This is a genomic window from Leclercia sp. TB492 (genome assembly GCF_049974505.2).
Lineage (GTDB): Bacteria > Pseudomonadota > Gammaproteobacteria > Enterobacterales > Enterobacteriaceae > Enterobacter > Enterobacter adecarboxylatus_C.
On record NZ_CM127572.1, the window covers coordinates 2,648,956 to 2,668,542 of the forward strand.

The 19,587-nt window shown below is 56.1% G+C and carries 19 protein-coding genes, 1 pseudogene and 1 other annotated feature; of the genes and pseudogenes, 11 read left to right on the forward strand and 9 right to left on the reverse strand.

What is annotated here, in order from left to right; genetic code table 11:
* Positions 1-14 precede the first annotated feature (14 nt).
* The gene (gene cysB / locus ACP4QI_RS12505; RefSeq protein ID WP_106993152.1) at positions 15-989 is read right to left on the reverse strand and encodes an HTH-type transcriptional regulator CysB; all 975 of its coding nucleotides are present in this window, start codon (positions 987-989) and stop codon (positions 15-17) included.
* Between the two features lie 187 nt (positions 990-1,176).
* Positions 1,177-3,771: a type I DNA topoisomerase gene (gene topA / locus ACP4QI_RS12510; RefSeq protein ID WP_231312180.1), complete on the reverse strand. Its 2,595-nt coding sequence runs from the start codon at positions 3,769-3,771 to the stop codon at positions 1,177-1,179.
* A 396-nt stretch (positions 3,772-4,167) separates the two neighbouring features.
* Here topA and ACP4QI_RS12515 point away from each other — a divergent pair, with 396 nt between their 5' ends.
* Positions 4,168-4,419: a YciN family protein gene (locus ACP4QI_RS12515; RefSeq protein WP_142489806.1), complete on the forward strand. Its 252-nt coding sequence runs from the start codon at positions 4,168-4,170 to the stop codon at positions 4,417-4,419.
* Between the two features lie 34 nt (positions 4,420-4,453).
* Here ACP4QI_RS12515 and sohB read toward each other — a convergent pair whose 3' ends face one another.
* Complete coding sequence (gene sohB, locus ACP4QI_RS12520) at positions 4,454-5,500, reverse strand: protease SohB (RefSeq protein ID WP_426495366.1); 1,047 nt, start codon at positions 5,498-5,500, stop codon at positions 4,454-4,456.
* Positions 5,501-5,749: 249 nt separating this feature from the next.
* Between sohB and ACP4QI_RS12525 the strand changes: the two genes are divergently transcribed.
* Both ACP4QI_RS12525 and cobO read left to right on the forward strand, forming a co-directional pair.
* On the forward strand, positions 5,750-6,511 hold the full coding sequence (locus ACP4QI_RS12525; RefSeq protein WP_426495365.1) for a YciK family oxidoreductase: 762 nt from the start codon (positions 5,750-5,752) through the stop codon (positions 6,509-6,511).
* Positions 6,508-7,098 (forward strand): cob(I)yrinic acid a,c-diamide adenosyltransferase, encoded by a 591-nt coding sequence (cobO, locus tag ACP4QI_RS12530; RefSeq protein ID WP_426495364.1) that lies wholly within the window; start codon positions 6,508-6,510, stop codon positions 7,096-7,098. Before ACP4QI_RS12525 ends, cobO begins: the two co-directional genes overlap by 4 nt.
* A 31-nt stretch (positions 7,099-7,129) precedes the next feature.
* On the opposite strand, the gene rluB is transcribed toward cobO, so the two are convergent.
* From rluB to rnm, 6 genes and pseudogenes are all read right to left on the reverse strand, one after another.
* Positions 7,130-8,008, reverse strand: a complete 879-nt coding sequence (rluB, locus tag ACP4QI_RS12535) for a 23S rRNA pseudouridine(2605) synthase RluB (protein WP_333849307.1) — start codon at positions 8,006-8,008, stop codon at positions 7,130-7,132.
* Between the two features lie 276 nt (positions 8,009-8,284).
* Positions 8,285-8,655, reverse strand: a pseudogene (locus ACP4QI_RS12540) (Hcp family type VI secretion system effector).
* A 4-nt stretch (positions 8,656-8,659) separates the two neighbouring features.
* Entirely contained in the window at positions 8,660-8,929 is a 270-nt protein-coding gene (locus ACP4QI_RS12545) for a hypothetical protein (RefSeq protein ID WP_142489812.1), read from the reverse strand.
* Positions 8,898-9,422: a DUF2778 domain-containing protein gene (locus ACP4QI_RS12550; RefSeq protein WP_426495363.1), complete on the reverse strand. Its 525-nt coding sequence runs from the start codon at positions 9,420-9,422 to the stop codon at positions 8,898-8,900. Before ACP4QI_RS12550 ends, ACP4QI_RS12545 begins: the two co-directional genes overlap by 32 nt.
* Before the next feature lie 198 nt (positions 9,423-9,620).
* Entirely contained in the window at positions 9,621-10,241 is a 621-nt protein-coding gene (locus ACP4QI_RS12555) for an L-threonylcarbamoyladenylate synthase (RefSeq protein WP_142489813.1), read from the reverse strand.
* Positions 10,238-11,134, reverse strand: a complete 897-nt coding sequence (rnm, locus tag ACP4QI_RS12560) for an RNase RNM (protein ID WP_231312161.1) — start codon at positions 11,132-11,134, stop codon at positions 10,238-10,240. The genes ACP4QI_RS12555 and rnm overlap by 4 nt, the downstream gene beginning before the upstream one ends.
* A 123-nt stretch (positions 11,135-11,257) precedes the next feature.
* Between rnm and trpL the strand changes: the two genes are divergently transcribed.
* From trpL to yedF, 8 genes are all read left to right on the forward strand, one after another.
* Positions 11,258-11,302: a trp operon leader peptide gene (gene trpL, locus ACP4QI_RS12565; protein ID WP_106993556.1), complete on the forward strand. Its 45-nt coding sequence runs from the start codon at positions 11,258-11,260 to the stop codon at positions 11,300-11,302.
* Positions 11,279-11,373, forward strand: a sequence feature (Trp leader region). Its footprint overlaps the gene before it by 24 nt.
* Positions 11,374-11,397: 24 nt before the next feature.
* Entirely contained in the window at positions 11,398-12,960 is a 1,563-nt protein-coding gene (locus ACP4QI_RS12570; RefSeq protein WP_426495362.1) for an anthranilate synthase component 1, read from the forward strand.
* Positions 12,960-14,555: a bifunctional anthranilate synthase glutamate amidotransferase component TrpG/anthranilate phosphoribosyltransferase TrpD gene (gene trpD, locus ACP4QI_RS12575; protein WP_142489816.1), complete on the forward strand. Its 1,596-nt coding sequence runs from the start codon at positions 12,960-12,962 to the stop codon at positions 14,553-14,555. The genes ACP4QI_RS12570 and trpD overlap by 1 nt, the downstream gene beginning before the upstream one ends.
* 3 nt (positions 14,556-14,558) lie before the next feature.
* A complete protein-coding gene (gene trpCF, locus ACP4QI_RS12580; protein WP_426495361.1) occupies positions 14,559-15,917 on the forward strand; it encodes a bifunctional indole-3-glycerol-phosphate synthase TrpC/phosphoribosylanthranilate isomerase TrpF in 1,359 nt (452 codons plus the stop codon).
* Between the two features lie 10 nt (positions 15,918-15,927).
* The gene (trpB, locus tag ACP4QI_RS12585) at positions 15,928-17,121 is read left to right on the forward strand and encodes a tryptophan synthase subunit beta (RefSeq protein ID WP_231312159.1); all 1,194 of its coding nucleotides are present in this window, start codon (positions 15,928-15,930) and stop codon (positions 17,119-17,121) included.
* Positions 17,121-17,930, forward strand: a complete 810-nt coding sequence (gene trpA, locus ACP4QI_RS12590; protein WP_142489819.1) for a tryptophan synthase subunit alpha — start codon at positions 17,121-17,123, stop codon at positions 17,928-17,930. The genes trpB and trpA overlap by 1 nt, the downstream gene beginning before the upstream one ends.
* A 156-nt stretch (positions 17,931-18,086) precedes the next feature.
* A complete protein-coding gene (gene yedE / locus ACP4QI_RS12595) occupies positions 18,087-19,298 on the forward strand; it encodes a selenium metabolism membrane protein YedE/FdhT (RefSeq protein ID WP_231312158.1) in 1,212 nt (403 codons plus the stop codon).
* Entirely contained in the window at positions 19,295-19,528 is a 234-nt protein-coding gene (gene yedF / locus ACP4QI_RS12600; RefSeq protein ID WP_039030671.1) for a sulfurtransferase-like selenium metabolism protein YedF, read from the forward strand. Before yedE ends, yedF begins: the two co-directional genes overlap by 4 nt.
* Positions 19,529-19,587 lie beyond the last annotated feature (59 nt).

Here is a 19,587-nt window from a genome sequence, read left to right on the forward strand (position 1 = left end):
GATACCGCAGGGTATTATTTTTCTGGCAGCTTAATGTCTTTAAACATCGCTTCGATGTCTTCATTAGAACGCAGCGCAACCGCCGTATCCACCACGTCGCGGGTCAAATGTGGCGCGAATCGCTGAATAAAATCATACATATAGCTGCGCAGGAAGGTGCTGCGGCGGAAACCAATTTTGGTGGTGCTGTGGCCGAATACGCCCTGGGTATCCAGGCGGACTAAATCGGGATCGGCTATCGGATCTACCGCCATGCTGGCAATCACCCCTACCCCCAGCCCCAGCCGCACGTAGGTCTTGATCACGTCGGCATCGGTGGCGGTAAAGACGATCCGTGGCGTTAAACCTGCGCGATTGAATGCGGTGTCCAGTTCCGAACGGCCGGTAAAGCCAAAGGTGTAGGTCACTAGCGGATACTGGGCGAGTTCCTCGATCGATACCGAGGTTTTGGCCGCCAGCGGGTGTTCAGGCGTCACCACAATCGAGCGGTTCCAGTGATAGCAAGGCAGCATCACTAAATCGTCGTAAAGATGCAGCGCTTCGGTGGCGATGGCGAAATCTGCATTGCCTTTAGATACTGCTTCGGCAATCTGAGTCGGTGAGCCCTGATGCATATGCAACGAAACGCGAGGATAGCGCTCAATGAAGCCTTTAATCACGCCCGGCAGAGCGTAGCGCGCCTGGGTGTGGGTTGTGGCGATATACAGGGAGCCTTTGTCAGGCCATGTGTGCTCGCCCGCCACGGATTTAATGGCATCGACCTTCGACAGCACTTCGCGGGCAATACGGATAATTTCCTGCCCCGCCGGCGTAACCTGAGTAAGGTGTTTACCGCTGCGGGCGAAAATCTGGATCCCCAGCTCATCTTCAAGCATACGGACCTGCTTACTGATACCGGGTTGCGAGGTATAAAGACCTTCTGCGGTCGAGGAGACGTTAAGGTTGTGGTTGACCACCTCAACGATATAGCGAAGCTGCTGTAGTTTCATGCCGGACCATCCGATTGAGCGCACACGGGCAATCGCTTAAGACGATTTGATAATAAGAAAAGGGTTAACTATAACCACTATATCATTTATATCATTGCTGTATAGCCCGTAACAAAAAATAATAACCCGCCAATAAAAAAGGGCCGGAAGTCCGGCCCTTTCAAAGGTAAGTAACGGTAATTAAGGCTTATTTCTTGCCTTCAACCCATTTTCCGTCAACATAAAATGCTGACCAGCCGGTCGCTTTACCGTCTTTCTCAGAAGCAACATACTGCTGCTTGGTCTTACGGCTAAAACGCACGATCGTCTTATTACCTTCAGGATCCTGCTGTGGCGCATCGGCCAGATAGCGCAGCTTCTCAGCCAGGCGATCGCGGAAGCGGAACAGCTCTTCCACCAGCGGCGCACGGGTTTCACGTGATTTGGGGAAGGTGTTGGCCGCCAGGAAGACGCCCGCCGCACCGTCACGCAGGACGAAGTAAGCGTCGGACTTCTCGCACGGCAGCTCCGGCAACGGCACCGGATCTTCCTTCGGCGGTGCCACTTCACCGTTACGCAGGATCTTACGCGTGTTTTTACAGTCATCGTTGGTGCAGGCCATGTACTTACCAAAACGCCCCATCTTCAGGTGCATTTCAGAACCACATTTTTCACACTCCACGATCGGACCGTCATAGCCTTTAATGCGGAACTCACCCTCTTCGATCTCGTAACCGTCGCAGGTCGGGTTGTTACCGCAGACGTGCAGTTTACGTTTCGGATCGATCAGGTAGCTGTCCATCGCTGTGCCGCACTTATTACAGCGGCGCTTAGCGCGTAATGCGTTAGTTTCCGCATCGTCGCCTTCCAGCACGTTCAGCACTTCGTTTTCCGGCACCAGGTTGATGGTGGTTTTGCAGCGCTCTTTCGGCGACAGGGCATAACCTGAACAGCCGAGGAACACGCCGGTGGTGGCGGTACGGATCCCCATTTTGCGACCGCAGGTCGGACAGTCGATGCTGGTCAGCACCATCTGGTTCGGCTGCATGCCACCCTCTTCAGGGTCTTTTTCCGCTTTTTCCAGCTGGTTTGTGAAGTCGCCGAAGAAGCTGTCAAGTACCTTCTTCCACTCGGCTTCGTGGTTCGCCACCTGGTCAAGACTGTTTTCCATCTGCGCGGTAAAGTCGTAGTTCATCAGATCGCGGAAGTTAGCTTCCAGACGATCGGTGACGATTTCACCCATTTTTTCTGCATAGAAACGGCGGTTTTCCGTACGCACATAGCCGCGATCCTGAATGGTCGAAATGATCGACGCATAGGTAGACGGACGACCAATGCCGCGTTTTTCCAGCTCTTTCACCAGCGAGGCTTCGCTGAAGCGAGCCGGTGGCTTGGTGAAGTGCTGAGCCGGCGTCAGCTCAACCAGGGAAAGTTCATCCCCGGCGTTGACCGCTGGCAGGGTTTTGTCTTCATCACCCTTACGCAGCGCAGGCATTACTTTGGTCCAGCCATCGAAACGCAAAATACGACCACGCGCTTTCAGGCGGAAATCACCCGCACCGACGGTGAGCGTAGTGGAGTCGTATTGCGCAGGCGTCATCTGACAGGCGACAAACTGGCGCCAGATCAGCTGATACAGTTTCTGCGCGTCGGCTTCCATATCCTTCAGGGATTCAGCCAGAACAGCAACGTCAGAAGGACGAATCGCTTCGTGCGCTTCCTGAGAGTTCTCCTTGCTGTTGTACTGGTTGGCGCTCTCCGGCAGATACTTCTTACCAAAGTTATCGCCGATGTAATCACGCACCATGTTGACTGCGTCCTGGCTCAGGTTGGTGGAGTCAGTACGCATGTAGGTAATGTGACCCGCTTCATACAGACGCTGAGCCATCATCATGGTTTTCTTCACGCCGTAACCCAGTCGGGTACTTGCCGCCTGCTGCAGCGTGGAGGTGATAAACGGCGCGCCCGGCTTACTGCTGGTCGGCTTGTCTTCACGATCCAGCACCTGATAGCGGGCTTTCTCCAGCAGCGCGACCGCGGCCATCGTCTGATCGCGGTTTTCAGGGCGGAACGGCTTATCGTTCTGGTGCGACACTTCCAGCGGCAGCGTATCGCCGCCCGGCGTGGTCACGCTGGCGTCAATTTCCCAGAATTCTTCTGGCACAAACGCTTTGATTTCGCGTTCACGTTCAACCACCAGACGCACGGCAACAGACTGGACGCGGCCCGCTGACAGGCCACGGGCAATCTTTTTCCACAGCAGTGGAGAAACCATGTAACCCACGACGCGGTCCATAAAGCGGCGCGCCTGCTGAGCATTAACGCGGTCGATATTCAGCTCGCCCGGCTTTTCAAAGGCCTGACGGATCGCGTTTTTAGTAATTTCGTTAAACACCACGCGGCTGTAGCGGGTGTCATCTCCTCCGATCACTTCCCGCAGGTGCCATGCAATGGCCTCCCCTTCGCGGTCAAGGTCGGTTGCGAGATAGATGTGGTCGGCTTTTTCCGCCAGCTGTTTCAGCTCGGAGACGACTTTCTCTTTACCCGGCAGCACTTCGTACTGTGCCTGCCAGCTATCCCACGGGTTAACACCCATGCGATTTACGAGCGCGCTACGTTCATCCTTTTTAGGCTTTTTGGCCCCTTTGGTGGAGGTAGAGTCGGCGCTCTTCTTGGCTGAGCCACTGGTCGGCAGATCGCGGATATGACCGACGCTGGACTTAACCACGTAGTCACTACCCAGATACTTATTGATCGTTTTGGCTTTTGCCGGGGACTCAACGATAACGAGAGCTTTACCCATATTCACCTTTACCTAATTTGTTTCTTCCAGGAATACGTCGCGTGAGTTCACCTTCCACTGGCGACGAGACATCTATATAACGACGTCATCAGTGGATATCAACCCCCTTTCGGACCAGTCGCCAAAAACGACCTCACCCAGGTGGTTGAGTTTACGGGCTTTTTCTCGCTCCGGTGTGACTGCACGACGAGATTTAGGTCGAATGTCAAGCAAATCTATTGCCAGAATGACGAAAGCGCACACTCTACCTGATAAAATCCGTTACGCAACTTTATTAGCATGCAAAAGCAAATCACGCCAGCGCTGTCCGTCTTACCCTGCATGCCCGAAAACGGGGAAAATTTGCTCCCGGGACCGCGGCGGCGTAGACTAATGTCACTGTTTAAGGAGGGGATAATGCAGCAAACTACCCAACCAATTGACCGCGCAACCTTGCTTGCCGAAGCAAATAAACTCATTCGTGAACATGACGACACTCTGGCAGGGATCGAAGCCACAGGTGTGGAGCAGCGTAATGGCGTGCTGGTCTTCAGCGGCGATTACTTTCTCGATGAGCAGGGGTTACCTACCCCACGCAGCACCGCGGTATTTAACATGTTTAAATACCTGGCCCATGCCCTCTCGGATAAGTATCACCTGGTCGATTGATGCAAAACGCGAGGCACTGGCCTCGCGTTTTTATTTATAGCAGGGGTTTCTGTCCACGCTGCAGCCAGCGTAGCAACAGTCGGTCCGCACTCTCTGCGGCGCTGTTGGTAAACCGGTCCATCAGTTTTTTCCGCCGGGTATAGCGCACGCCGACCAGCTCGCGGCCCTCCATCAGCCCCAGCAGCAGATCGTCGCTGGTGCCCACCTGGTCCACAAGCCCTTTATCCAGCGCCTGAGTGCCGTACCAGTGTTCACCGGTCGCCACCTGCTCGATATCAAGCGAAGGGCGCATCTGCTGCACAAAGCTTTTAAACAGCTGATGGGTGTCATTGAGATCTTCGCGGAATTTCTGTCGACCCTCTTCGGTATTTTCACCCAGCAGCGTCAGGGTGCGCTTGTACTGACCCGCCGTATGCAACTCAACGTCAATGTCTTTGTTTTTCAGGAAACGATTGAAGTTGGGGATCTGCGCCACTACGCCAATCGAACCAATAATAGAGAAAGGTGCGGCGACGATTTTATCGGCCACGCAGGCCATCATATAGCCACCGCTGGCGGCGACCTTATCTACCGCCACCGTCAGCGGGATCTGCTTGTCGCGCAGGCGTTGCAGCTGCGAGGAGGCCAGCCCGTAGCCGTGGACCACCCCACCCGGACTTTCGAGACGCAGGACAACCTGGTCTTCGGGTCTGGCCACTGCCAGCACCGCGGTGATCTCTTCGCGCAGGGAGGTAACCTCATGCGCATCCATGCTGCCTTTAAAATCCAGAACATAGACCCGCGGTTTTGCCGCTTCCGGGCGCTGCTCCAGCTTTGCTTTTTGCTTAGCCGCTTTCGCGTCAAGCTTGTGCTTTTTCTTCTGCGCCTTGTGCCACAGTTTTTGCTGATGCGCGTCGAGCAACGCCACCGACATCTCTTCCTGCATCTCCGTGTACTGCTCGCTTAACCGGGTAATCCGCAACTCGCCGCGCTGACGTTTGCGCTGCGTCAGGTTGACAATCAGAACGGCGATCACCGCAATGGCAATCACCACCGTTGCAATTTTGGCCAGAAATAAACCGTATTCAGAAAGTAATTCCACGCGTCCACCTTGGTTTAACCACTTGTTTTCACACCCAGTGTACAACAGCCTTCGCCAGGCGTCTCGCACCTGACGATACCCTTGCGAGGCGTCTTCAGGAATTTGAATTTCACGGAAAAATATTTGCAAATTGTTAATTTTACAGTGAACTCTCCGGATGACTGATTGATATCCTGTTCACTTTCGGGCATAAAGCCGAAAAGAGAACGCACAGCATGGGCCGCGCCAACGCGCGCCAGAGGAGTGACTTTGCACTATCAACCCAAAAAAGATCTACTGCAAAACCGTATTATTCTGGTCACCGGCGCCAGCGACGGTATTGGCCGTGAGGCGGCGCTGACCTACGCCCGCCACGGCGCACGCGTCATTCTGTTAGGACGTAATGAAGGAAAACTGCACGACGTGGCGCAGGCGATTGCCAGCGAGGGTGGCGCACCGACGCACGAATATACGCTTGACCTGTTAACCTGCACCCCAGAGGAGTGCCAGCAGCTTGCCCGGCGTATCGCCGAGGATTATCCGCGTCTGGACGGGGTATTACATAATGCGGGTTTTCTCGGTGAAGTGCGCCCGATGGACGAGCAAAACCCGGAGATCTGGCAGCAGGTAATGCAGGTGAACGTCAATGGCACCTTTTTCCTCACTCAGGCATTGCTTCCTTTATTACTGCAGTCCGATTCCGGCTCGCTGGTATTCACCTCATCCAGCGTCGGGCGCCAGGGGCGAGCCAACTGGGGCGCCTATGCCGCTTCGAAGTTTGCCACCGAAGGGATGATGCAGGTGCTGGCGGAGGAGTATCAAAGCCGCCACCTGCGCGTAAACTGTATCAACCCCGGCGGCACACGCACCGGCATGCGCGCCAGCGCGTTCCCCACGGAAGATCCGCTTAAACTGAAAACCCCTGCCGACATCATGCCGCTCTATCTGTGGCTGATGGGCGACGACAGTCGCCGCAAAACCGGCATGACCTTTGATGCCCAACCCGGCCGTAAACCAGGAATATCGCAATGAGTGATGAACGTCATCAGCAGCGCCAGCAGCGCCTGAAAGAACAGGTCGACGCCCGCGTTGCCGCAGCTCAGGATGAACGCGGGATTATTATTGTCTTCACCGGCAACGGTAAAGGCAAAACCACTGCGGCCTTTGGTACGGCGACCCGCGCCGTCGGTCACGGACAAAAGGTGGGCGTGATCCAGTTCATCAAAGGAGAGTGGCCGAACGGCGAGCGTAATCTGCTCGAGCCTCACGGGGTGGAGTTTCAGGTAATGGCGACCGGGTTTACCTGGAATACCCAGAACCGCGATACCGACACCGCCGCCTGTCTGGCCGTCTGGGAGCAGGCGAAACGCATGCTGGCGGACCCTGCGCTCAACATGGTGCTGCTGGATGAGATCACCTACATGGTGGCCTACGACTATCTGCCCTTGCAGGAGGTCGTGGATGCGCTGAACAACCGTCCGGCGCACCAGACGGTGATCGTCACCGGGCGCGGCTGTCATCGGGATATTCTGGAGATGGCGGATACGGTCAGCGAGTTACGCCCGGTCAAACACGCCTTTGATGCCGGCGTTAAAGCGCAAATCGGTATCGACTATTAAGAAAAAACCCGGCGATGCCGGGTTTTGTTTTTTAGCCGTTGTTGTTACGGCTGCCAGAGCGACGATTATTGCCGCTGACCTGGCTGTGACGTTTGACCGCCCGGCGGATCTGGTTCGCTTTCATGCGACGACGATCTTTTTCCACCGCCACTTTCGAGGTGGTTTCCGGCGTCAGCTGCACCAGCTCACGCAGGTAGTTGGTCTGGGTTAAATCCAGCTCGGTATAGCCGCCACGCGGAAGCCCTTTCGGCAGCAGGATGTCACCGTAACGCACGCGGATCAGACGGCTAACCTGCACGCCAACGGCTTCCCACAGACGACGCACCTCGCGGTTACGGCCTTCGGTCAGGGTCACGTTGTACCACTGGTTAATGCCCTCACCACCGGTAAACTTGATGGTTTTAAAGGCGGCCGGGCCATCTTCGAGCTGTACGCCGCGGGACAGATCGCGGATTTTGTTCTCGTCAACTTCGCCAAACACGCGAACCGCGTATTCACGCTCCACTTCACGGCTTGGGTGCATCAGACGGTTTGCCAGCTCACCGTCGGTGGTGAACAGCAGCAGACCGCAGGTGTTCACATCCAGACGACCTACAGCGATCCAGCGCGCACCGCGCAGTTTTGGCAGGCGGTCGAACACGGTCGGACGGCCTTCCGGATCGTTACGGGTGCAGAGCTCGCCTTCCGGCTTGTAATAGGCCAGCACGCGGCAGATTTGCTCGGCAGACTCTTTCACCGAGATCAGGTGGCCGTCGATACGAATTTTCAGGCCTGGCACGATTTCCACACGGTCACCCAGGGTGGCGATTTTACCGTCCACACTGACACGACCTGCTTCGATAATGGTTTCGATTTCACGGCGTGAACCGTGGCCGGCGCGGGCCAGCACTTTCTGTAATTTCTCGCTCATTGAGCTTCCTTCAGGTGTCGCCTTCACAGGCGTCTGGGATACTTTCAAAAACAACGAGTTAAGTTTAATTAGACCTTAACTCACTGATCTGCAACTCTTTCATAGCACACATAATGGCGGACAATGTGTCACACCCAGTGATTCATGGCCGCACATACTACATGAATTTTAGACTAAATGATTCAACAAGTTTTGTGCAGCAGCGTTCTGGCATGGATAATCTGAAGCAAACCCATCGGATCGGCTCTCTCGTACAGATGGGGCCGTCAGATTTCGTTATGCTCTAGGGCGTTCATTCCAGGCGTCGGTATGCTGAATGTTGCCATCCACTATGCGCCAGGTGATCTTCTCATATTGGATACTGATGCTTTCTACATGATTCATTTTATCGTTGCCCGACAGTTTAACGTTAGGTACAGCGCTGCTTTATAAAGGTAGGGCGTAGAGCTATCCACTTCCTTTTCAATCATCATGGAGGAGTGCTGGCGCGTACCGGTAATTTTACCGTTGGCACTGTCTACAGGCAGGTTTATCTCGTGGCTTAACCCTATTATCTCTATGCTTCCTTCGCGATCCTCAACGTCAACAGATCCTTTAATATCTGCGCCGCCATCGTCTTTCAGCCACATATAGGGAGGGATTGGCATTTTATTAGCTCCTTAATTTTTTGAGTAACTTCATTGTTAAAATATACATAGGGATTGCTATTAATAGCATTATAGAAAAATCAATATCGGTAAAAGCATCATACATGGCTTCTGCGTCTTCCTTTCCATAGAAAAACAGCGCCCATCTTGTTGCAAAACTTTCATTAATATATAACTCTGCATATGGAAGACTGTGGGCTATACAAATCAACAAAAAGATGAAATAAATAAATTTACCTGTTTTACGCGCAAATTTTTTTAGTATAACCGCCATCGACCACCTCCACCCATCCCCGCGCCATCAAAGACCGCATACAGGGAACCTGTATTAGTGGCGTGCTCATAAGCGCATTACGGATCATCGCAAAGTCAGAATTATTGGCGATGGTTATACAGCCTTTTGAAACTGTACCAGGATGCAGCCGGAAGTTGCCGCGTTTGACACCTTCAATCCATGTGTCATCGTCGATTCCCCAATCATCGCGCCATAATGCAAACCAATCCGATTTGCCAAAGGCGCGTCGACCAAAAAGTCTATTGGCCTCATCGTGTGTTTCCGTTATTTTCTGAGACAAGTAGTTGCCTTCTTTGCGATCAACTATCCAATATTTACCGGGAGGGATGGGCCCTAGTTTTGCAATAGCAGCACAGTTCATATTGTTCCGATATGCTCCTAATCCCGAGTGCGCCATAAACACACCCACGCCGTACAGATTAAAAGGCGCATAGTCTGCCCCGTTCAGAATTAACGTTCCTTGTAACGCCATAGATAATCCGCTTTATCTGTAAATATGTGTTCTATTATCGTACATCCGCATATTCAGACAGGGTGAGACTATTCCGGCAAAAGAATAACTTTCAGATAATAATAAGATTTTTAATACAGAGGGGAAGAAACGAAGCGTTAATATCAGGGCCATTATATCAGCTAATAAAATGGCCCCATAAGAAAGGAAACTACATCATTACAGAAAAGGTTTAACGTCCCCCACCCCTTCACGCAACACAACCGGGGCATCTTCCGTTAAATCGATCACCGTGGTCGGCTGTTGACCGAGATAACCGCCGTGAATAATCAGCTCCACCTGTTTTTCCAGGCGGTCTTTGATCTCATCCGGATCGGATTCGGTAAAGTCGCTACCTGGTAGCATCAGTGAGGTCGAGAGCATCGGCTCGCCCAAGGTCTCCAGCAGCGCCTGAGCAATCGGGTTCGACGGTACGCGCATCCCGATGGTTTTGCGTTTTTCCTGTAGCAGGCGACGCGGCACCTCTTTCGTCCCTTTAAGGATAAAGGTGTAGTTGCCCGGGGTGTTATTTTTAATCAAGCGAAACGCCACGTTATCCACGTAGGAATAGGTCGATAACTCAGAGAGATCGCGGCACATCAGGGTGAAGTTATGCCCGTTGGGGATGTGACGGATCCGGCAAATGCGTTCCATCGCGTTTTTGTCTTCAATCTTACAGCCCAGCGCGTAACCCGAATCGGTTGGATAGACGATAACCCCGCCCTTACGCACGATCTCCACGGCCTGATTAATCAAACGCGGCTGCGGATTGTCAGGATGGATATAAAAAAATTGGCTCATACTTCCCTCTCTTCAATTGGCGTTGGCTGCTCCCAGAGTTGCCACACCGGCTCGACGCCTGCGGGTAACCAGAGCTTGCGTCCCAGCTCGATCCAGGGGCAAGGCTGATGAAAATCAGAACCCTGGGAGCCAAGGAGGCCGTACTGGCGGGCATACTCAGCCAGTTGACTGCGCTCGTTGGGCGCCTGCTGACACTGCGCGACTTCCATCGCGTCCCCGCCGTGTTCGGCAAAGTAGGCCAGCAGACGTTTCAGCCATTTGGCGGAAAGATCGTACCGCCCAGGATGGGCCAGCACCGCCTTACCGCCAGAATGATGAATGACATCAATAGCTTGTTCTATTGTACACCACTGGGGAGGAACGTATCCGGTTTTCCCCCGTGCAAGATATTTTTTAAACACATCCGCAATATTATTTGCCTTCCCGGCCTCAACCAGAAAACGGGCAAAGTGCGCCCGGGTCACCGCGCCGCCTTTGGCCAGACGCAGCGCGCCTTCCCAGGCACCGGGAATATGGGCTTTATCCAGCCTTTCGGCGATCAGTTCTGCGCGCAGCACGCGACGCGCCTTCTGTTCATCCAGAAACGTGCGCATAGCCGGGTTCTCAATATCGATATTCAGCCCGACAATATGGATCTCATGATTTTCCCAGACGGTAGAAATTTCCACACCTGCTATCAGTGTAAGCGGCAATTCACTGCGGGCAATTTCCGCCCGCGCGGCCGCAATGGCCTCGGTGGTATCGTGATCGGTGATTGCCAGCGTACCGACGCGCATCTCATGGGCGCGATGGACAAGATCTTCGGGCGTAAGCAGGCCGTCAGAGGCCTGGGTGTGGCTGTGTAAGTCGTAAATCACTGCGTAATTCGTGTCGCTCAAAGCGGCTCCCGTCACTCATCTTCAATATCTGCGCCGCCATAATAGCGGTATGTGGTGAAATTCTGAAATCCGGGGGTTGACATTACGCCATCGAACTAGTTAACTAGTACGCAAGTTCACTCAACGAGGTATCTGAAAATGACCGCACATTTTACTCTGCATGGCTGGTGGCGCACTTCCTGATTATCGGGCAGTGTCGTACGTCTGCGTCATGCAAACAGATACCTGGCCCGCCACTGAGCGGGCTTTTTTATGAACAGAATAAAGAGAACAACATAATGCAAACAGCCAAACCGACCCTCGAACTGCTGACCCGTGAGGCGGCGTATCGCCACAATCCTACCGCCCTGTTCCATCAGGTCTGCGGCGCGCGCCCTGCCACGCTGCTGCTGGAGTCTGCGGATATCGACAGTAAGGATGACCTGAAAAGCCTGCTGCTGGTCGACAGCGCGCTGCGCATCACCGCCCTGGGCAACACCGTCACCCTGCAGGCGCTCTCTGAAAACGGCGCAGCGCTGCTCTGTTTGCTGGATGACGTGCTGCCGGCAGGCATCGAGAATGAACATCGCCCGGACCAGCGGATCCTGCACTTTCCACCGGTCAGCCAGCTGCTGGACGAAGATGCCCGCCTCTGCTCGCTGTCGGTGTTTGATGCCTTCCGCCTGCTGCAAAATCTGGTGAACGTGCCGGAACACGAGCGCGAAGCGATGTTCTTCGGCGGGCTGTTTGCCTATGACCTGGTCGCCGGTTTCGAGGAGCTGCCGGAGCTTGAACAAGGCAACCGCTGCCCGGACTACTGCTTCTACCTGGCAGAAACCTTACTGGTGATCGACCACCAGAAAAAATACACCCGCATTCAGGCCAGCCTGTTTACGCCGTTACTGGCGGAGAAACAGCGCCTTGAACAGCGTATCGCCCAGCTGCAGGAGCAAATGAATGAAGCCCCACCGGAGCTGCCGGTGCAGCGCGTGGAGCAGATGCATTGTGATGTCAGCCAGACGGACGATGAGTACGGCTTGGTGGTTCGCCAGATGCAGAAAGCGATTCGCGCGGGTGAAATTTTCCAGGTGGTGCCCTCCCGTCGCTTCTCCCTGCCCTGCCCGTCCCCGCTGGCCGCCTACGACGTGCTGAAGAAGAGCAATCCCAGCCCGTACATGTTCTTTATGCAGGATAACGATTTTACGCTGTTCGGCGCTTCGCCGGAGAGCTCCCTGAAGTACGACGCCACCAGCCGCCAGATTGAAATCTATCCGATTGCCGGTACCCGCCCACGCGGTCGTCGCGCCGACGGTTCTCTGGATCGCGATCTCGACAGCCGTATCGAGCTGGAGATGCGCACCGACCAGAAAGAGATGTCCGAGCACCTGATGCTGGTGGATCTGGCGCGTAACGACCTGGCGCGCATCTGCACCCCGGGCAGTCGCTACGTAGCCGACTTAACCAAAGTGGACCGCTACTCCTTCGTGATGCACCTTGTCTCCCGCGTGGTCGGCGAGCTGCGTCAGGATTTGGATGTGCTGCACGCCTACCGCGCCTGCATGAACATGGGCACCCTCAGCGGGGCACCGAAAGTCCGCGCCATGCAGCTTATCGCCCAGGCCGAAGGTCGCCGTCGCGGCAGCTACGGCGGTGCGGTGGGTTACTTCACCGCCCACGGCGATCTGGATACCTGTATCGTGATCCGCTCCGCCTACGTTGAAGAAGGCATCGCCACCGTCCAGGCCGGCGCAGGCATTGTGCTCGACTCGGTTCCGCAGTCTGAAGCTGACGAAACCCGCAATAAGGCCCGCGCGGTACTGCGCGCGATTGCGACCGCCCATCACGCACAGGAGATTTTCTGATGGCTGACATTCTGCTGCTCGATAATATCGACTCATTTACCTATAACCTGGCGGATCAGCTGCGTGCTAACGGTCACAACGTGGTCATTTACCGTAACCATGTCCCGGCCCAGACCTTAATCGACCGTCTGGCCACCATGCAAAACCCGGTGCTGATGCTCTCCCCTGGCCCGGGTGCGCCGAGCGAAGCGGGCTGTATGCCGGAGCTGCTGACCCGTATGCGCGGCAAGCTGCCCATCATCGGCATCTGTCTGGGTCATCAGGCGATTGTTGAGGCCTACGGCGGTTACGTCGGCCAGGCCGGTGAGATCCTGCACGGGAAAGCTTCCAGCATTGAACATGACGGCCAGGCGATGTTTGCCGGGCTGATGAACCCGCTGCCGGTGGCGCGCTATCACTCGCTGGTGGGCAGCAATATCCCGGCGGGCCTGACCATCAATGCCCATTACAACGGGATGGTGATGGCGGTACGTCACGATGCAGACCGGGTGTGCGGCATGCAGTTCCACCCGGAATCCATTCTGACTTCCCAGGGTGCACGCCTGCTGGAACAGACACTCAACTGGGCGCTGCAGAAGCTGGAGCAGACCAACAGCCTGCAGCCGATTCTGGAAAAACTCTATCAGGCGCAGACCCTGAGCCAGCAGGAGAGCCACCAGCTGTTCTCCGCCGTGGTGCGCGGAGAGCTGAAGCCCGAGCAGCTGGCCGCCGCGCTGGTGAGCATGAAAGTGCGCGGCGAGCAGCCGCAGGAGATCGCCGGTGCCGCAACTGCCCTGCTGGAAAATGCCGCCCCCTTCCCGCGCCCGGACTATCTGTTCGCGGATATCGTCGGGACCGGCGGCGACGGCAGCAACAGTATCAATATCTCCACTGCCAGCGCTTTTGTGGCCGCAGCCTGTGGGCTGAAGGTGGCGAAGCACGGCAACCGCAGCGTCTCCAGCCGTTCCGGTTCGTCGGATCTGCTGGCCGCCTTCGGCATCAACCTGGACATGAACGCGGAGAAATCCCGTGATGCGCTGGACGAACTGGGCGTCTGCTTCCTCTTCGCGCCTAAGTATCACACCGGATTCCGTCACGCGATGCCGGTGCGTCAGCAGCTGAAAACCCGCACCCTGTTTAACGTGCTGGGCCCGCTGATCAATCCGGCGCATCCGCCGCTGGCGCTGATTGGTGTCTACAGCCCGGAGCTGGTGCTGCCGATTGCCGAAACCCTGCGCGTGCTCGGTTATCAGCGCGCCGCGGTGGTGCACAGTGGCGGGATGGATGAAGTCTCCCTGCATGCGCCAACGCTGGTGGCAGAGCTGAATAACGGCGAAATCAAAAGCTATCAGCTTGAAGCGGCAGACTTTGGCTTAACGCCGTATCACCAGGAGCAGCTGGCAGGCGGCACCCCGGAAGAAAACCGTGACATTCTGACGCGCCTGTTACAAGGTAAAGGTGAGCCTGCGCATGAGGCCGCTGTGGCCGCTAACGTCGCCATGCTGATGCGTCTGCACGGCGACGAAGATCTCCAGGTCAACGTGCAAAAAGTGATGGATGTGCTGCGCTCTGGCGCAGCCTACGACCGAGTGACCGCACTTGCGGCAAGAGGGTAAACAATGCAGACCGTATTAGCGAAAATCGTTGCCGATAAGGCCATCTGGGTTGAAGCCCGTAAAGAGAAGCAACCGCTCGCCAGTTTCCAGAATGAGGTGGTGCCGAGCAGCCGTCGTTTTTATGACGCCCTGCGGGGTGCGCGCACCGCGTTTATCCTGGAGTGCAAAAAGGCCTCCCCGTCGAAAGGGGTGATCCGCGATGATTTCGACCCGGCACAGATCGCCGCCATCTATAAGCACCACGCTTCGGCCATTTCGGTGCTGACCGATGAGAAATATTTTCAGGGCAGCTTTGATTTTCTGCCGATCGTCAGCGGGATCGCCCCGCAGCCGATTTTGTGCAAAGACTTTATTATCGACCCGTACCAAATCTGGCTGGCGCGCTTTTATCAGGCCGACGCCTGCCTGCTGATGCTCTCGGTGCTGGATGATGAGCAGTACCGTCAGCTTGCCGCGGTGGCGCACAGCCTGAACATGGGCGTGCTGACCGAAGTGAGCAACGAAGAGGAACTGGAGCGCGCCATCGCCCTGGAGGCGAAAGTGGTAGGTATAAATAACCGCGACCTGCGCGATCTCTCTATCGACCTCAACCGTACCCGCCAGCTCGCGCCGCGTCTGGAGGCTGGTGTGACGGTCATCAGCGAGTCCGGCATCAACAGTTATGCCCAGGTCCGCGAGCTGAGCCACTTCGCCAACGGCTTCCTGATTGGTTCGGCGATGATGGAGCAGGCCGATCTCGGCGCGGCGGTGCGTCGCGTCCTGCTGGGTGAGAACAAGGTCTGCGGCCTGACGCGTCCTCAGGATGCCGCTGCGGCCCATGAAGCGGGCGCGATTTACGGCGGGCTGATTTTCGTTGCGTCTTCCCCACGCAACGTCAGCGAAACCCAGGCGCGGGAGGTGATCGCCGCCGCGCCACTGCAATATGTGGGCGTATTCCGCAATGCGGCCATAGAGAATGTGGTAGCCCTTGCTGGTCAGCTTTCGCTCGCTGCCGTTCAGCTGCATGGCAGCGAAGATCAGAACTATATCGATGCCCTGCGTGAAACACTGAACCCGCAGGTGCAAATCTGGAAAGCGCTGAGTGTGGGCGAGACCCTGCCGCCACGCACGCTGCAACATATCGATAAATATGTTCTGGATAATGGCCAGGGCGGAACCGGGCAGCGCTTTGACTGGTCGCTGCTCAACGGCGAGAAGCTGGACAACGTCCTGCTCGCCGGGGGCTTAAGCCCGGATAACTGCGTTGAAGCCGCCAAATCAGGCTGCGCAGGTCTTGATTTCAATTCAGGCGTTGAGTCGCAGCCGGGCATCAAAGATGCTGGCAAGCTGGCTTCGGTGTTCAAAACGCTGCGTGCATATTAAGGAAGAGAAAATGACCACATTATTAAACCCTTACTTTGGCGAATTCGGCGGTATGTATGTGCCGCAGATCCTGATGCCCGCCCTGCGCCAGCTGGAAGAGGCGTTCGTGAGCGCGCAAAAAGATCCGCTCTTCCAGGCTGAATTTACCGACCTGCTGAAAAACTATGCCGGCCGTCCGACGGCCCTGACCAAATGCCGCAACCTGACCGAAGGCACGAACACCACGCTGTATCTGAAGCGTGAAGATCTGCTCCACGGCGGTGCGCATAAGACCAACCAGGTACTGGGTCAGGCCCTGCTGGCAAAACGCATGGGTAAAACCGAAATTATCGCCGAAACCGGTGCCGGCCAGCATGGGGTTGCCTCGGCCCTGGCCAGCGCCCTGCTCGGCCTGAAATGCCGCATCTACATGGGTGCCAAAGACGTTGAGCGTCAGTCGCCGAACGTCTTCCGTATGCGTCTGATGGGCGCGGAAGTGATCCCGGTGCACAGCGGCTCGGCGACTCTGAAAGATGCCTGTAATGAGGCGCTGCGCGACTGGTCCGGTAACTATGAAAATGCCCACTATATGCTGGGTACCGCCGCGGGCCCGCACCCGTTCCCGACCATCGTGCGCGAATTCCAGCGCATGATCGGCGAAGAGACCAAAGCGCAGATCCTTGAAAAAGAGGGACGTCTGCCGGATGCGGTGATCGCCTGCGTGGGCGGCGGCTCTAACGCCATCGGTATGTTTGCCGATTTCATCGACGACACCAGCGTAGGGCTGATTGGCGTTGAGCCTGCCGGTCATGGGATTGAAACTGGCGAGCACGGTGCGCCGCTGAAGCATGGCCGCGTGGGGATCTATTTCGGCATGAAAGCGCCGATGATGCAGACCGACGAAGGGCAGATTGAAGAGTCGTACTCCATCTCTGCCGGGCTGGATTTCCCGTCCGTCGGGCCACAGCATGCGTACCTGAACAGCATCGGTCGCGCCGAGTATGTGTCGATCACCGATGACGAAGCGCTGGAAGCATTCAAAACCCTGTGCCGTAAAGAGGGGATTATCCCGGCGCTGGAGTCCTCTCACGCGCTGGCCCATGCCCTGAAAATGATCAAAGACAACCCGGAAAAAGAGCAGCTGCTGGTGGTGAACCTTTCCGGTCGCGGTGATAAAGACATCTTTACCGTTCACGATATTCTGAAAGCACGAGGGGAAATTTGATGGAACGTTACGATAACGTGTTTGCTGAGCTGAAAGCCCGCAAGGAAGGCGCCTTTGTTCCCTTCGTCACCCTGGGGGATCCGTCTCCTGAGCAGTCGCTGAAAATTATCGACACCCTGATAGAAGCCGGTGCTGATGCGCTGGAGCTGGGCATTCCCTTCTCCGATCCGCTGGCCGATGGCCCGACCATCCAGGCCGCTACGCTGCGCGCCTTCGCCGCAGGCGTGACCCCGACCCAGTGCTTTGAGCTGCTGGCGACGATTCGCCAGAAATACCCGACCATTCCCATCGGCCTGCTGATGTACGCCAACCTGGTGTTTAACCGCGGCATCGACGAGTTCTACGCCGAGTGCGCGCGCGTGGGGGTGGATTCGGTGCTGGTGGCCGATGTGCCGGTCGAAGAGTCAGCCCCGTTCCGCCAGGCGGCGATGCGTCATAACGTCGCGCCAATTTTTATCTGCCCGCCGAACGCCGACGACGAACTGCTGCGCCAGATCGCCTCCCACGGTCGCGGGTATACCTACCTGCTGTCGCGCGCTGGAGTGACGGGTGCGGAGAACAAAGCCGCCCTGCCGCTGCATCATCTGGTGGAGAAGCTGGCGGAGTATAATGCTGCACCGCCGCTGCAGGGCTTTGGCATTTCGGCCCCGGAGCAGGTCTCTGCGGCGCTGGGTGCCGGTGCTGCCGGTGCGATTTCCGGTTCGGCGATCGTGAAAATTATCGAGAACAACGTCAATACGCCTGACAAAATGCTGAGCGAGCTGAAAAGCTTCGCCAGCGCCATGAAAGCGGCGACCCGTCCACAATAACAGTAACGCCGTCTGGTTTTGCCAGACGGCGTCCTGCGTAAATTGATCCCTTCGAGCTTTAGTGCATTTAACGCTGGTCAAATGTGTTTCCCGGCGTATTATCCCCACGTCCTGTAGTTCTTCCTTCTTAAACCTTCTGAGTTCAGAGGCTTATCTATGTCGTGGCAACACTTTAAACAGGCTTATTTAATTAAGTTCTGGTCTCCCGTTCCTGCGGTTATCGCAGCAGGTATTCTCTCCACCTACTATTTCGGCATCACCGGCACCTTCTGGGCCGTGACCGGCGAATTCACCCGCTGGGGCGGTCAGCTCCTCCAGCTGGCGGGGGTTCACACCGAAGAGTGGGGCTACTTTAAACTGATTCACCTTGAAGGGACCCCGCTCACCCGTATCGACGGCATGATGATCATTGGCATGTTCGGGGGCTGTTTTGCCGCGGCGCTGTGGGCCAATAACGTGAAACTGCGCATGCCGCAGAGCCGGATCCGCATCGCCCAGGCGGTTGTCGGGGGTATCATCGCCGGGTTTGGCGCGCGACTGGCGATGGGCTGTAATCTGGCCGCCTTTTTCACCGGCATTCCGCAGTTCTCACTCCACGCCTGGTTCTTTGCCCTGGCCACCGCCGTGGGCTCGTACTTTGGCGCACGCTTTACGCTGCTGCCCCTGTTCCGTATTCCGATCAAAATGCAAAAGGTAAGTTCCGCTTCGCCGCTGACCCAGAAGCCGGATCAGGCCCGCCGCCGCTTTCGCCTCGGGATGCTGGTCTTCTTCGGCATGCTGGCCTGGGCGCTCTGTACCGCGCTGGATCAGCCCAAACTCGGGCTGGCGATGCTGTTCGGCGTCGGCTTTGGCCTGCTGATTGAGCGGGCACAGATCTGTTTTACCTCGGCATTTCGCGACATGTGGATAACCGGACGCACGATGATGGCAAAAGCGATCATCGCCGGGATGGCGGTAAGCGCCATCGGCATTTTCAGCTACGTCCAGCTGGGCGTGGCGCCCAAAATCATGTGGGCAGGCCCGAACGCCATTATCGGCGGGCTGCTGTTTGGCTTCGGTATCGTGCTGGCGGGCGGTTGCGAAACGGGCTGGATGTACCGCGCGGTGGAAGGCCAGGTCCACTACTGGTGGGTCGGTCTGGGTAACGTGCTGGGCTCCACCCTGCTGGCTTACTACTGGGATGATTTTGCGCCAGCGCTGGCGACCAACTGGGACAAGGTCAATCTTCTCAACACCTTTGGTCCGCTCGGCGGGTTGCTGGTGACCTATCTGATGCTGTTAATCGCCTTTTTACTGGTACTGGCGCAGGAGAAACGCTTCTTCCGTCGCGCTGCCGTGAAAACTGAATTACGTGAGGAAGCCGCATGAAAGAGATCGTTCCCGATTACCGCCTCGATATGGTAGGTGAGCCTTGCCCCTACCCGGCTGTCGCTACCCTTGAAGCGATGCCGCAGCTGAAAAAAGGCGAGATCCTCGAGGTGGTGAGCGACTGTCCGCAATCCATCAACAATATTCCACTGGATGCCAAAAACCACGGTTATACGGTGCTGGATATTCAACAGGATGGGCCGACCATCCGTTATTTGATTCAAAAATAATAAGGGGGTGGCGACAGGCCACCCCTTTTTTTAAGTATTAATCCCATTTTCTTCAGGAT

Excerpts from the sequence above, each read along its gene's own strand:
- ACP4QI_RS12555 (WP_142489813.1), bottom strand. The coding sequence starts at position 10,241 with ATGAGCCAATTTTTTTATATCCATCCTGACAATCCGCAGCCGCGTTTG.
- trpD (WP_142489816.1), top strand. The coding sequence starts at position 12,960 with ATGGCTGACATTCTGCTGCTCGATAATATCGACTCATTTACCTATAAC.
- yedE (WP_231312158.1), top strand. The coding sequence starts at position 18,087 with ATGTCGTGGCAACACTTTAAACAGGCTTATTTAATTAAGTTCTGGTCT.
- ACP4QI_RS12550 (WP_426495363.1), bottom strand. The coding sequence starts at position 9,422 with ATGGCGTTACAAGGAACGTTAATTCTGAACGGGGCAGACTATGCGCCT.
- topA (WP_231312180.1), bottom strand. The coding sequence starts at position 3,771 with ATGGGTAAAGCTCTCGTTATCGTTGAGTCCCCGGCAAAAGCCAAAACG.
- trpB (WP_231312159.1), top strand. The coding sequence starts at position 15,928 with ATGACCACATTATTAAACCCTTACTTTGGCGAATTCGGCGGTATGTAT.
- trpCF (WP_426495361.1), top strand. The coding sequence starts at position 14,559 with ATGCAGACCGTATTAGCGAAAATCGTTGCCGATAAGGCCATCTGGGTT.
- ACP4QI_RS12545 (WP_142489812.1), bottom strand. The coding sequence starts at position 8,929 with ATGGCGGTTATACTAAAAAAATTTGCGCGTAAAACAGGTAAATTTATT.
- rluB (WP_333849307.1), bottom strand. The coding sequence starts at position 8,008 with ATGAGCGAGAAATTACAGAAAGTGCTGGCCCGCGCCGGCCACGGTTCA.
- ACP4QI_RS12515 (WP_142489806.1), top strand. The coding sequence starts at position 4,168 with ATGCAGCAAACTACCCAACCAATTGACCGCGCAACCTTGCTTGCCGAA.
- trpA (WP_142489819.1), top strand. The coding sequence starts at position 17,121 with ATGGAACGTTACGATAACGTGTTTGCTGAGCTGAAAGCCCGCAAGGAA.
- ACP4QI_RS12570 (WP_426495362.1), top strand. The coding sequence starts at position 11,398 with ATGCAAACAGCCAAACCGACCCTCGAACTGCTGACCCGTGAGGCGGCG.
- cysB (WP_106993152.1), bottom strand. The coding sequence starts at position 989 with ATGAAACTACAGCAGCTTCGCTATATCGTTGAGGTGGTCAACCACAAC.
- yedF (WP_039030671.1), top strand. The coding sequence starts at position 19,295 with ATGAAAGAGATCGTTCCCGATTACCGCCTCGATATGGTAGGTGAGCCT.
- cobO (WP_426495364.1), top strand. The coding sequence starts at position 6,508 with ATGAGTGATGAACGTCATCAGCAGCGCCAGCAGCGCCTGAAAGAACAG.